The organism is Enterobacter sp. CFEC122 (genome assembly GCF_052983755.1).
On sequence record NZ_JBRIQR010000008.1, the window covers coordinates 1 to 13,284 of the forward strand.

The 13,284-nt window shown below is 57.0% G+C and carries 11 protein-coding genes; 4 read left to right on the top strand and 7 right to left on the bottom strand.

What is annotated here, in order from left to right; translation table 11 throughout:
- Positions 1 to 65: 65 nt before the first annotated feature.
- The 3 genes from cirA to yieE form a co-directional block, all read right to left on the bottom strand.
- Positions 66 to 2,036, bottom strand: a complete 1,971-nt coding sequence (cirA, locus tag ACVCAM_RS07435) for a catecholate siderophore receptor CirA (protein ID WP_407223525.1) — start codon at positions 2,034 to 2,036, stop codon at positions 66 to 68.
- A 224-nt stretch (positions 2,037 to 2,260) separates the two neighbouring features.
- Positions 2,261 to 3,730, bottom strand: coding sequence for an amino acid permease (locus ACVCAM_RS07440; protein WP_008500931.1), 1,470 nt, complete (start codon positions 3,728 to 3,730; stop codon positions 2,261 to 2,263).
- Positions 3,731 to 3,888: 158 nt separating this feature from the next.
- Positions 3,889 to 4,755: a DNA-binding transcriptional regulator YeiE gene (gene yieE / locus ACVCAM_RS07445; RefSeq protein WP_008500932.1), complete on the bottom strand. Its 867-nt coding sequence runs from the start codon at positions 4,753 to 4,755 to the stop codon at positions 3,889 to 3,891.
- Between the two features lie 98 nt (positions 4,756 to 4,853).
- Here yieE and ACVCAM_RS07450 point away from each other — a divergent pair, with 98 nt between their 5' ends.
- Together ACVCAM_RS07450 and nfo are read left to right on the top strand one after the other, a co-directional pair.
- Positions 4,854 to 5,900, top strand: coding sequence for a YeiH family protein (locus ACVCAM_RS07450; protein WP_023294037.1), 1,047 nt, complete (start codon positions 4,854 to 4,856; stop codon positions 5,898 to 5,900).
- A gap of 64 nt (positions 5,901 to 5,964) precedes the next feature.
- The gene (gene nfo, locus ACVCAM_RS07455; RefSeq protein WP_023294038.1) at positions 5,965 to 6,822 is read left to right on the top strand and encodes a deoxyribonuclease IV; all 858 of its coding nucleotides are present in this window, start codon (positions 5,965 to 5,967) and stop codon (positions 6,820 to 6,822) included.
- Between the two features lie 46 nt (positions 6,823 to 6,868).
- Here the strand turns inward: nfo and fruA are convergent, their stop codons facing one another.
- The 3 genes from fruA to fruB are packed head-to-tail and all read right to left on the bottom strand — an operon-like array spanning position 6,869 to position 10,639.
- On the bottom strand, positions 6,869 to 8,554 hold the full coding sequence (gene fruA / locus ACVCAM_RS07460; protein WP_407223526.1) for a PTS fructose transporter subunit IIBC: 1,686 nt from the start codon (positions 8,552 to 8,554) through the stop codon (positions 6,869 to 6,871).
- Positions 8,555 to 8,570: 16 nt separating this feature from the next.
- A complete protein-coding gene (gene fruK / locus ACVCAM_RS07465) occupies positions 8,571 to 9,509 on the bottom strand; it encodes a 1-phosphofructokinase (protein ID WP_008500936.1) in 939 nt (312 codons plus the stop codon).
- A complete protein-coding gene (fruB, locus tag ACVCAM_RS07470; RefSeq protein ID WP_039025028.1) occupies positions 9,509 to 10,639 on the bottom strand; it encodes a fused PTS fructose transporter subunit IIA/HPr protein in 1,131 nt (376 codons plus the stop codon). The genes fruK and fruB overlap by 1 nt, the downstream gene beginning before the upstream one ends.
- 361 nt (positions 10,640 to 11,000) lie before the next feature.
- On the opposite strand from fruB, the gene setB reads away from it, so the two are divergent.
- Complete coding sequence (setB, locus tag ACVCAM_RS07475; protein ID WP_407223527.1) at positions 11,001 to 12,182, top strand: sugar efflux transporter SetB; 1,182 nt, start codon at positions 11,001 to 11,003, stop codon at positions 12,180 to 12,182.
- On the opposite strand, the gene ACVCAM_RS07480 is transcribed toward setB, so the two are convergent.
- Positions 12,179 to 12,433 (bottom strand): YkgJ family cysteine cluster protein, encoded by a 255-nt coding sequence (locus ACVCAM_RS07480; protein ID WP_021241515.1) that lies wholly within the window; start codon positions 12,431 to 12,433, stop codon positions 12,179 to 12,181. The two genes, setB and ACVCAM_RS07480, sit on opposite strands and share 4 nt — an antisense overlap.
- Positions 12,434 to 12,597: 164 nt before the next feature.
- On the opposite strand from ACVCAM_RS07480, the gene yeiP reads away from it, so the two are divergent.
- Complete coding sequence (yeiP, locus tag ACVCAM_RS07485; RefSeq protein WP_008500940.1) at positions 12,598 to 13,170, top strand: elongation factor P-like protein YeiP; 573 nt, start codon at positions 12,598 to 12,600, stop codon at positions 13,168 to 13,170.
- Positions 13,171 to 13,284 lie beyond the last annotated feature (114 nt).

Here is a 13,284-nt window from a genome sequence, read left to right on the forward strand (position 1 = left end):
TCCCGGTCTGATCTGTCACCTATGTATCCGGTCATACAGAAGCGCCACCGGGCATCAAGGCTACATCAGAACTTATAATCCACGCCGACAAAGTAGCGACGGCCATCTTCCGTGTAGCTGTAATCGTCGCGGCTCAGATCTTTGTCCAGCAGGTTCTGCACGCCCGCGCGCAGCTTCACGCTTTTCGTCGCCTGCCACGCGGTGCCGGTATTCCAGATAACATAGCCACCCGGCGTTGGGTCGCTGCTGGTCAGCGCGCGTTTCTCACCGGTGTAGTTGCCCTGAACATAGAACGACCAGTCCTGCGTCGCCTTCCAGTCAACGGTCCCGTTGGCGGTGTGGAACGGCAGATCGGACAGCGGTTTGTTGCCGCCGTTGCTGATATCACGACCGTCGTTGTAGGTGTAGTTCAGCGTCACTTTCCAGTCGTCCGCCAATGGGAATTTCAGCTCGGTCTCCACCCCGCGGATGCGCGCCTTGTTGACGTTGTAGTAGCGGAAAATCGGTTCACCGTCTGCATTCAGGCCAACGTAGTTAGGGTAGCTCTGCGCCTGTTTCGCATTGGCCGTACGGCTGAGGCTGATGCGGTCATCGACGTTATTCTGGAAGGTGGTCACGCTGGCCTGTACGCCCTCTAACCAGCCCTCTTCCCCGCTGTAGTAGAGACCGAATTCGAAGCTCTCGCTGGTTTCCGGCTTCAGATCCGGGTTACCGACAATCTCACAGGCACCGCGGCACGAGCCGGTGACCCAGTCCGGGCTCAGCTGCAGCAGTGACGGCGCTTTAAACGCGGTCGCCCAGCCCCCTTTCACCGTGACGGTATCGGCCGCGTTGTAGACCAGATAGGCGCGCGGGCTCCAGTGGTCGCCGTAGGTATCATGGTCGTCCATACGGATGCCGGTGGTCAGCGCCAGAGGTTCAAAAATACGCCACTCGTCCTCCAGGAACAGGGCATACTGGCTTGTCGACGTACTGCTGCCGGAGCCGCCCGTCAGGTTGACCGGATCCTTAAGCTTATCGTGACGCCATTCGCCGCCGAAGGTCATCAGCTGGTTGATGTCGCCCAGCGGCAGCACGTATTTCCCGTCTACCGCGTTGCTCTCGGAGGTGATCGGATTGCTGTTGCCCGGGTTTTTGTTATCCACCTTCTCGCCGTAAACCTTCAGCTCGCTGTTGCCGATGCCCCAGCGGCCGTTGTGGCTGAGAGAGTAGTTCTGACGCTCAAGGCGGTTTTTGTCGAGGGAATCCGAGTCACGATCCTGACGGTCGAAACCGTAGCCCGCCGTAAAGTCGTGATTTTCAGACGGCGTCCAGGCGAACTCCACATTCGCATCGCGGCTGGTGAAGCCTTCAATGCGCGGTGTTTCACCGCTCGCCGTGGTAGAGGACTTCTGCTGACCGTCTTTCTCACGCTTTGCGAGGCTACCGTAGGCTTTCAGCCCCAGCAGGCCGTCCACCAGCGGACCGCTGGTATAGAACTGGCCGTCGTACGTATCACCACGATCGCGATGTTCCTGAATTGTGGAATCAGCGCTCAGGGTGCCCGTCCATTTCTGGCCGATTTTTTTGGTGATAATGTTCACTACGCCGCCCAGCGCATCGGAGCCATAAAGCGAGGACATCGGCCCGCGCACGACTTCGATTCGTTCGATGGCGTCAACCGGCACCCAGTTGAGGTCGAAATCATTATGGCGGAACACTGCGTTACGGGAATTGACGCGCTTGCCGTCGATCAGGATCAGCGTGTAGCTGCTGTCCAGCCCGCGAATACTTACCCCTTTACGGTTGTCCCCTTCGCTCGTGAGCTGCACGCCCGGCACATCCCGTAACACATCTTTCAGGTTCTGAACGGGTTTGCGCTGCAAATCTTCCTGGGTAATCACGCTGATGCTTGCCGGTGCGTCTTTCAGGTTTTGCTCGGTCGCGGAAGCCGTGACAACCATTGTGTCGCCGGATTCCGCTGCGATAACAGGCAGGGCCAGGGACATTGCGGACGCACAAAGTCCTCCCCTGACGAAGGGATTCAACCTAAACATTCCATATCTCCATGAGGTAAATACAACTCAATCAAATCATCATTGCTCACAGCGTCTTCCTTGCCGCCCACATCTCCGGTGGGTCGGTGACACGCTTATTTTTGATAACGATAAAGCAAACGATAATTATTATCAATTAAATTGTTAAGAAATATATCTTTGTTACAGGGGGCGGGAATAAAAAAGCCCGCTCAAACGAGCGGGCTAAGAGAGAGGAAGTGCGATTATTGTTTAAATCGTTCCGGGAATTCCATTTCACTGTAGCGAACGAAGTGTGTTCCTTTCGTCAGCTTGTAGCCAAACCAGATGACGAGGAACAGCGGAATACCAATGTAGGTTGCCGTGACGGCGCCCCAGTCAATGGTGTCCGCCAGGAACGCTTCATAGTTCTGTCCCAGCGTAATAATCAGGCACAGAATGAAGGCGAAAATGGGACCCAGCGGGAAGAACCCTGAGCGATACGGCAGCTGGTTAACGTCATAACCCTGTTTGACGTAGCCACGGCGGAAACGATAGTGGCTAATGGCAATCCCCAGCCAGGCAATAAAGCCCGTCATCCCGGAGGTGTTAAGCAGCCACAGGTACACCGTCTGGTTGCCAAACATAGAGGTCAGGAAGCACAGGCCGGCAATCACCGTTGTGGCGTACAGTGCGTTGCGCGGTACGCCGCCACGGGACAGCTTCGCGAAAATACGCGGTGCTTTACCGTCGCATGCCAGCGTGTAGAGCATACGGGTGGACGCGTACATTCCGGAGTTACCGGCAGAAAGTACGGCGGTCAGGATAACGGCGTTCATCACTGCTGCGGCTGAAAGCAGGCCGGCATGCTGGAAGACCAGCGTGAACGGGCTGACGCTAATGTCTTTGACGTCATTACGCAGCAGGCTTGGATCGGTGTACGGAATGATCAGGCTGATAATCAGGATCGCGAACACATAGAACAGCAGGATACGCCAGAAGACCTGACGAACCGCGCGCGGAATATTCTTCTCCGGGTTCTCTGACTCACCGGCAGCAATGCCAATCAGCTCGGTTCCCTGGAAGGAGAAGCCGACAATCATTGCCACGCCAATCATTGCCGACAGTCCACCGGCAAACGGCGCATCGCCTATTGTCCAGTTACTCCAGCCCGCAGGTTCAGCGCCTTTGAAAATACCAACGATCATCGCCACACCGACGACGATAAAGATGATGACGGTTGCCACTTTGATCAAAGAGAACCAGTATTCCGCTTCGCCGAAACCGCGCACGGAGATGTAGTTCAGCAGGAAGATGACGGCCAGGAACAGGGCGCTCCAGATCCAGCCCGGCGTATCCGGGAACCACCAGTTCATCACCAGCTGTGCGGCGACAAGGTCAACGGCGATGGTGACCGCCCAGTTGTACCAGTAGTTCCAGCCCAGCGCGAAGCCGAAGCCTTCTTCAACGTATTTTTGACCGTAGGTCGAGAACGAACCGGATACCGGCATGTACGCGGCCAGTTCGCCGAGACTGGTCATCAGGAAGTACACCATCAGGCCAATCAGGATATAAGAGAAAAGTGCCCCACCCGGGCCGGCTGCCGAAATCGTTGCGCCAGAGGCAACGAAAAGACCTGTACCGATGGAGCCGCCAATGGCGATCATCGTCAGGTGACGCGCCTTGAGTTCACGACGTAGCGTGGGCGCTTCTGTGGTTTTAATTTCTGAAACCATATGAAAATGCTGTCCATTTAATAAATGAGGCGCGATTGTAGCAGACGATCCGCGTTCCTTCCGGCAGAAATACTCAGTTATAAGAGAGCTTCATGACGCGGCCAGGATTATAAGTAAAGCATAATTTTTCCCTCTCCCCTTTGGGGTGAGGGACGCTGTCAGATTTCGCAATAGCGCAGAAAACGCTGCAGGGAGCTGGAAAGGTGTTTCTGGCGATGATGAATGCACCACAGCGTGCGCACCAGTTTCGGAAGCGGAACGGGAATCTCCACCAGCGATCCGGTTTCCAGCTGTTCGGCAATAACGCGCCGGGAAAGACAGCTGATACCCAATCCGTGGCGCACCGCGTGCTTAATCGCCTCTGAGTTCCCCAATTCCATCCCCAGCTGGAAATGCGGCAGATGGGACAGCAGCAGGTAATCGACAATTTCACGCGTGCCGGAGCCCTGCTCGCGCAGGATCCACTGCGCCTGCGCCAGCCGCTCCAGCGTCACCTCGCCCTGCAATAATGACGAGGCCGGGGACGCAAACACCACCAGCTCGTCTTCCAGCCAGGGCTCGGCAATGATATCGACGTTGTGGCAGGGCCCCTCGATGAGGCCGATATCCACGCGGAAGTCGATCACCGCGTTGATGACGTCCTGGCTATTGCCCACGCTCATCTCCAGCGGCAGGGTCGGGAAATCCCGACGATAGCGGGCGATCACCTCCGGCAGGATGTAATTGCCGATGGTGCTGCTGGCGTAGACGCGGATCGCGCCGTTATCTTCGCGGAACAGCTGTTCGATTTCGATAGCCTGCTCCAGCAGCGCCAGCGCGCGTGGATAAAGAAGACGACCGTGTTCGTTGACCACCAGACGCTTCCCTACCCTGTCGAAAAGCTGAACGCCCAGTTGTCCTTCAAGATCGGTCAACGCCGCGCTGACCGCAGACTGAGAGAGCGCCAGCATTTGTGACGCCTGGGTCGTCGAGCCGCTTTTCAGCACCTCGGCAAACACTTCCAGCTGACGCAAAGTAATGTGCATGGTTGCTTACCACTTATATAGATTGATTATAAGTATATAATCAATTTTATTTTTTAAGCCAGACCGCCGTAACCTTTAGCCAGACAAAGGAGAAGGTTATGTCAGAAATCACCTTACAACATCATCGTACAGTGTGGCACTTCGTGCCGGGTCTTGCGCTCAGCGCCGCAGTGACCGCCGTCGCGCTATGGGGCGGCAGCATCCCGGCCATCGCAGGCGCAGGTTTCAGCGCGCTGACGCTCGCCATTTTGCTCGGCATGGTCGTGGGTAACACCGTTTATCCACATATCTGGAAATCCTGCGACGGCGGCGTGATCTTTGCCAAGCAGCATCTGCTGCGTCTTGGGATCATTCTTTATGGCTTTCGTCTCACCTTTTCGCAGATTGCGGATGTGGGTGCGAGCGGGATCGCCATCGACGTTCTGACCCTGACCAGCACCTTTTTACTGGCCTGCTTTATCGGTCAGAAAGTGTTTGGACTGGACAGGCAAACCAGCTGGCTGATCGGTGCCGGGAGCAGTATCTGTGGCGCAGCGGCGGTGCTGGCAACGGAGCCGGTCGTGAAAGCCGAAGCCAGCAAGGTAACGGTTGCCGTCGCGACGGTGGTGATCTTCGGGACGCTGGCGATTTTCCTCTACCCGGCCATGTATCCGCTGGTCGCCCACTGGTTTAGCCCGGAAACCTACGGCATCTATATCGGCTCGACCATGCACGAAGTGGCCCAGGTGGTCGCAGCAGGACATGCCATTAACCCGGACGCCGAAAACGCGGCGGTGATTGCCAAAATGCTGCGCGTGATGATGCTGGCGCCGTTCCTGATTTTCCTGGCCGCACGGGTTAAACAGCTGGCTCCGGCGGGCGGCAGCGAGAAGAGCAAAATCACCATTCCGTGGTTTGCGATCCTGTTCATCGTGGTCGCTATCTTTAACTCCTTCCACCTGCTGCCGAAAGCGGTGGTGGATATGCTGGTGACGCTGGATACCGTACTGCTGGCGATGGCCATGGCGGCGCTGGGGGTGACCACACACGTCAGCGCGCTGAAAAAAGCCGGTGCGAAACCGCTGCTGATGGCGCTGGTGCTCTTCATCTGGCTGATTGTCGGCGGTGGCGCAATTAACCTCGCGGTCCATAGCCTGATGGCATAAACCACTACATCCTTCTCCTGTTAACCCGCTATCATAGGCATTTCGGGTTAACAGGAGTCCCTTTATGAAATATGTTGGAGCGCACGTCAGCGCTGCAGGTGGCCTTGCGAATGCCGCCATTCGTGCCGCCGAAATTGAGGCGACCGCTTTCGCCCTGTTCACCAAAAATCAGCGCCAGTGGCGCGCCGCACCGCTCACCGCTGAGGTGATTGATGATTTCAAAGCCGCCTGTGAGAAATACCGCTACGGGCCCGGCCAGATCCTCCCCCACGACAGCTACCTGATCAACCTCGGTCACCCGGTTGAAGAAGCGCTGGAAAAATCCCGAGAGGCGTTTCTGGATGAAGTGCAACGCTGCGAACAGCTGGGGCTGACGCTGCTGAACTTCCATCCGGGCAGCCATCTGATGCAGATCGACGAAGATGCCTGCCTGGCGCGCATTGCAGAGTCCATTAACATCACGCTGGATAAAACCAAAGGCGTGACGGCGGTGATTGAGAACACCGCCGGTCAGGGCAGCAACCTCGGCTTTAAGTTCGAACATCTGGCGGCGATTATCGACGGCGTGGAGGACAAATCCCGCGTCGGCGTGTGCATTGATACCTGCCACGCCTTTGCCGCCGGTTATGACCTGCGCACCACCGAGGCAACAAAAAACACGTTTGATGAGTTCGAGCGCATTGTGGGCTTTAAATACCTGCGTGGAATGCACTTAAACGATGCGAAAAGCGCCTTTGGTAGCCGCGTTGACCGCCATCACAGCCTGGGCGAAGGCAACATTGGCCACGATGCGTTTCGCTTTATCATGCAGGACGCTCGCTTCGACGGTATTCCGATGGTGCTTGAAACCATCAATCCGGACATCTGGGCAGAAGAGATTGCCTGGCTGAAGGCACAGCAAACCGCTGAACAGGCGGCATAAAAAAAGCCGGGTTGCATTAGCACCCGGCTTTTTTATTGCTTACCGCTTACGCTGCTTTCGCCACAACTTCCGCTTCCGGACGTTTCAGCACCGCGTAAGAGAGGCCCGCCACCAGCGTACCGGCAACAATCGCCAGCAGGTAGCCCAGTACCGGGGTGATGGCGCCAGGGATCAGCAGCACGAACAGACCGCCGTGTGGTGCCATCAGTTTTGCGCCAATCGCCATGGAGATTGCACCCGTTACCGCACCACCTGCGATACAGCACGGCAGCACACGCATTGGGTCACGCGCCGCGAACGGAATCGCGCCTTCGGTGATGAAGCACAGACCCAGCACCAGCGCGGCTTTACCGCCTTCCTGCTGCGCTTTATCGAACTTACGACGGGCAATAATCGTCGCCAGGCCGAGCGCCAGCGGAGGCACCATGCCTGCCGCCATGATGGCTGCCATTGGCGCGTAGGTCTGGGTACTCAGCAGGCCCACACCAAAGGCGTACGCCGCTTTGTTCACCGGACCACCCATGTCGGTACACATCATGCCGCCGAGGATTGCCCCCAGCAGAACCGCGTTCGCGGTGCCCATGGTCTGCAGCCAGTGGGTCAGACCCGCCAGGATGCCCGCAACCGGCTTACCAATCAGGTAAATCATCGCCAGGCCGACCACCAGGCTGGAAATCAGCGGAATGATCAGGATCGGCTTCAGCGCTTCCATACTCTGCGGCAGCTTCAGCTTCGAGCTAATCAGCTTCGCGACGTAACCGGCGAGGAAGCCCGCGATGATACCGCCGATAAAGCCAGAACCGGTGCTCACGGCCAGCATACCGCCGATAAGCCCCGGGGTCAGACCCGGGCGGTCAGCAATGGAGAAGGCAATAAAGCCCGCCAGTACCGGCACCATCAGGGCGAAGGCTGAGCCCCCGCCGATCTGCATCAGCGCTGCCGCCAGCGTTCCTTCTTCTTTAAACGCCGTGATACCAAACGCGAACGAGAGCGCGATACACAGACCGCCCGCGACCACCATCGGCAGCATGTAAGACACGCCGGTCAGCAGGTGACGATAGGCGCCTGCGGACTCTTTCTTCCCTTCCGTCGCGGTCTGGCGCGCGCCGGTTGCCTGATACGGCTTCGCTTCCACCAGCGCTTTATCAAACTCCTGCGCGGTCTTTTTCAGCGCCAGGCCTGTAGAGGTACGGTACATTGGCTTACCGGCAAATTTCGCCAGGTCCACTTCGATATCCGCCGCCACAATCACCAGATCGGCCTCCACCACTTCCTCTGGGGTGATGGCATTGCCGGCACCGACGGAGCCGCGCGTTTCAACTTTTACCCACCAGCCGCGTTTTTTCGCTTCGGTTTCAATGGCTTCAGCCGCCATAAAGGTGTGAGCCACCCCCGTCGGACAGGCCGTCACCGCCACAATGCGTTTCGGGCCCGTGGCCGCAGCCGGTGCCGTCGCGACAGGCGCGCTGTAGACAGACGCGTGACCTTTCGCTTCGCTCAGGAACAGTTCCGGATGTGCCACCGCGCGATTAATATCGCCCAGCCACACTTTTTTGCCGTTCAGCGCACTGTCAGCCGGGATGTTGTCGCCCAGGACAATGGCCAGTTCGGCATCGCCCGGGTTATCAGTCATCTCGAGATGTGCTTTGTTCGCCGCCGCTCCCAGCAAGGTCTTCGCCATATAGGCGCGTGCCTGTCCGAGACCGGAGTCAATGATCAGCAGCGTTTTCATTATTCCTCTCCTGCTGTTAGTTAAAAGGTTTTAAGTCAACGCGCGCCATCATCGCGGCTAACTGGGTACGATCGGTAATACCGACATTGCTCTGGCTGACGGCCAGGGCAGCAACGGCAGTGGCAAGACGTAAGGTATGTTCACTGGATTCCCGCATCAGCAGACCATAAATCAGTCCGCCAACCATGGAATCCCCTGCGCCAACGGTACTCACAACCTCCATTGACGGCGGTTTGGCGATCCATTCGCCAGACGCGTTAACCCACAACGCGCCTTCTGCACCAAGAGAGATCACCACGTGAGCGATACCCTGCTCGCGCAGCGCATGGGCAGCGTCAATCACATCTTTTAATTCTGGCAGCTTACGGCCCGCCCAGATCTCCAGTTCGCGGCGATTTGGCTTCACCAGCCACGGAGAGGCTTTCAGGCCCGCGACCAGCGCGTCACGGCTGCTGTCAAAAATAATGCATGGGCACTGGCTGCGCAGGCGCGTCATCCAGTCGGTAAACGCTTCCGGGCTGACGCCGGATGGCAGGCTGCCGCTGACGCACACCATGTCAAACTGCCCCAGCCAGGTCAGCGAGTCGTTGACAAAGCGTTCCCAGTCTGACGGCGTCACTTCGAAGCCAGAGAAGTTCAGATCGGTCACTTCACCGTCTTTCTCCGTCAGCTTAACGTTGATACGGGTACGGCCCTGAACAACCTGGAAACGGTTGGCAATGCCCAGCTCGCTGAACAGCTGCTGGAAACCATCCTGGTTGTCTTTGCCGAGGAATCCGCCCACGGTGACATCGATACCGAGATCCTTGAGCACTTTCGCGACGTTAATCCCTTTGCCCGCAGCATGCAGGCCGGTGGTACGCACGAGGTTAACTTCGCCGCGCTCAATTTCCGGGCAAAACCCCACCAGGTCATAAGCCGGGTTCAGCGTAATAGTCGCAACACGTCTGCTCATTATGCGCCCTCCCCCAGACCCGCCGCGATGGCATCGCCAATCGCTTTCAGCGCCTGTTCAGCATCGGCACCCTGCGCGGTGAAACGCAGACGGTGGCCTTTCTTCACGCCCAGCGCGACCACTTTCATCAGACTACGGCCGTTGGCCGGTTTGCCCGTGCCATCAAGATTCGCCACGGTAATCTCACTCTCAAATTGTTTAATGGTATTCACCAGCATGGTGCCCGGACGGGCATGCAGGCCGTGCTCGTTACGCACCACGAACTCCGCGGTTAGCACGTCATCCGTCAGCGCATCATCACTGGTCAGCAGTGCCAGCACGGTGGATGCATCAGCGTTCAGCAGTTTTTCAGCTTTGTTGTTCAGCAGCAGATCGCCAAGACGCTTCAGCACGGAAACCGGCTGTTCATCAGCCATCGCGACGGTCACCAGCATGGCTGCGCGCTCGCCTTCTACCTCAAACGCCGTGGCAGCACGGCTCACGGCAATCGCACTGCGCAGGTTGCCTTCAGCACTGTCGTTCAGCCAGATGCCCTGACCCAGATTCAACGGCTTATCGTTAATCACGCGCGTCACAAAGGTGGCATCCGCCGCGCCGGCTTCTTTCAGACGACCCGCGTTCAGCGCCTGCAGCGTCACCAGATCGGAAGCAACCACATCCAGCGTCAGCGTTTCATTATCCAGTTTCAGCGCTTCACTCTGTTTTTCGCCCATCAGCAAGGCGCGCAGCTCTTCCGCGGTGGTGGCGGATTTAAGCTGTTCAGCCACCGCGTCATCGCTCAGGACATGCGTCAGCTGACGCAGCAGACCTAAATGTTCATCGCTGCTGGCCGCGATACCGATGGCCACATAGGCCACCTGACCGTCGCCCCAGAGCACGCCCTGCGGGAACTGATACACCTTAACGCCGGTTTTCAGCACCTGATCGCGGGTGTCGGTGGTACCGTGCGGAATGGCAATGCCATTGCCGAGGAAGGTTGAAGTCTGCTGCTCGCGGGCCAGCATGCCGTTGACATAGCCGTCCGCGACGTTACCCGCCTGCACAAGCGCAGCGGCAACCTGGCGAATAGCCTCTTCTTTATCCCCGGCCTGAGCGCCCGGGTGGATATCCTGAACAGATAACTGGAACATGGTTCTCCACTCCTGCTGAACTTGAATCGTTTTAGCTTTAATGAGAAAAAATGCGCTAGCCTGCTCCGTTTGTTAAAACAAGATAGCGCTGAAACGTTTCAAAAAGTCTTGCGCTTTCTGCTGTACCTTGCAAGTAAACTCGTCTTTCTGATATCAGAATTTAGAGATACAGCACATTTCTTCTTCATTGAGCTGAATTTTGCTGAAGTTCAGCAAGTCAGTTTCAGCTAAGGTCAGCAGCGTGAGAGACAAGTTGAAATGCCATTTTGATTTTTCGTGGCATCATTGACCGCACCCACTGTTTATTTTTTAGCTGACGGCGTACACTCCGCCCCTCTCTGCTACTCGCTAATTATAAAACATGCATAACACCCCTGCGGCTGCCTCGCCAAAGCCCTTTGACTTGACCTCAGCGGCCTTCCTGATTGTTGCCTTTTTCACGGGCATTGCCGGTGCGTTACAGACGCCGACGCTGAGCTTATTTCTGACCAATGAGGTTCATGTTCGTCCGGCGCTGGTTGGCTTCTTTTTTACCGGAAGCGCCATCATCGGCATCCTGGTCAGTCAGTTTCTGGCGGGGCGCTCCGACAGAAAAGGCGATCGTAAAAGCCTGATCGTTTTCTGCTGCCTGCTGGGGGTCATGGCCTGCGTTCTTTTTGCCTGGAACCGCAACTACTTCATTCTGCTTTTCGTCGGGGTATTCCTGAGCAGCTTTGGCTCGACGGCTAACCCACAGCTGTTTGCGCTTGCCCGCGAACACGCCGACCATACCGGACGTGAAGCGGTGATGTTCAGCTCTGTCCTGCGTGCGCAGGTGTCGCTGGCGTGGGTGATTGGCCCGCCGCTGGCCTACGCGCTGGCGATGGGTTTTGGCTTTACGGTGATGTACCTGAGCGCGGCAGTCGCGTTTGTGGCGTGCGGCGCGCTGGTGTGGTTCTTCCTGCCGTCCATGCGCAAAGAGCCCAAGGTGGCAACGGGCGTGCTGGAAGCGCCGCGCCGTAACCGCCGCGATGCCCTGCTCCTGTTCGCGATCTGCACGCTGATGTGGGGCACCAATAGCCTGTATATCATCAATATGCCGCTGTTTATCATTAATGAACTGCACCTGCCGGAGAAGCTGGCGGGCATCATGATGGGCACCGCAGCCGGGCTTGAGATCCCGACCATGCTGATCGCAGGCTATTACGCAAAGCGCTTCGGGAAACGTTTTTTAATGCGCATCGCCGCCGTCGCCGGTCTGCTGTTTTATATCGGTATGCTGACGGTACATACGCCGGGGCTGTTGCTGGCGTTACAGCTGCTGAACGCTATCTATATTGGTATTCTCGCCGGGATAGGCATGCTTTATTTCCAGGATCTGATGCCGGGCCAGGCAGGCTCCGCCACCACCCTTTATACTAATACCACCCGCGTGGGCTGGATTATTGCCGGTTCAATGGCCGGTGTCGTGGCCGAAATCTGGAACTATTACACGGTGTTCTGGATTGCGCTGGTGATGTGTACGCTGACGATGGGCTGTCTGGCGAGGATTAAAGACGTTTAAGGCGCGGTGAGCGCTTCCAGCTCAAGAAGGTACGTTATCGCCTGCTCTCGCGTGCTGCCGCACATTTCAGCCGTGGGCTGAAGCCCGGAGCAGACCTTCGGGCGCAACGGTGAGCCAAAGATCATGCACAGGTTCGTTTCCGAGAGCTGAACGCAGCGGGTATTGGCAGGCTTGCCCTCGGGCATTCCTGGAATGGGGCTTGAAATGGACGGTGCAGTACAGCACGCGCCACAATCGGGACGACAATCCATAAATGCTCTCTTCCGCTGGCGAATGCCCGTACGGTCGGGCATCGCGCGCACAGTAACACCTTTTGTGTATTGATAGCAAAAGCCACGAATTCCTCTTGCCTGAAAGGCCGCGCGCGAGTAATTTGGCGCGATATTTTTTACCTCCCGTAAACAGGATTACTGCAATGCCAAGAGCGAACGAAATTAAGAAAGGTATGGTACTGAATTACAACGGCAAATTGCTGATTGTGAAAGATATCGATATTCAGGCACCAAGCGCCCGTGGTGCAGCTACGCTGTACAAAATGCGTTTCGCCGATGTGCGTACCGGCCTGAAGGTGGAAGAGCGCTTTAAAGGGGACGATATCGTCGATACCGTGACCCTGACCCGTCGCTATGTTGATTTCTCCTACATCGACGGCAACGAATACGTGTTCATGGACAAAGAAGATTACACCCCGTATATCTTCACCAAAGACCAGATTGAAGAAGAGCTGCTGTTCATCCCGGAAGGCGGTATGCCTGATATGCAGGTTCTGACCTGGGACGGCGTGCTGTTGGCGCTGGAACTGCCTCAGACCGTCGATCTGGAAATCGTTGAAACCGCACCAGGCATCAAAGGCGCATCCGCCAGTGCCCGCAACAAACCGGCTACCCTGACCACCGGCCTGGTTGTGCAGGTGCCGGAATACCTTTCTGCTGGCGAGAAAATCCGCATCCATATCGAAGAAAAACGCTATATGGGTCGCGCTGACTGATTGCGGCGTTTGTCGGGTGGCGCTACGCTTACCCGACCTACGAAAAAACCGGCCCAGAAGCCGGTTTTTGTGTTTTTGTAGGCTGGGTAAGGCGAAGCCGCCACCCGGCAATTC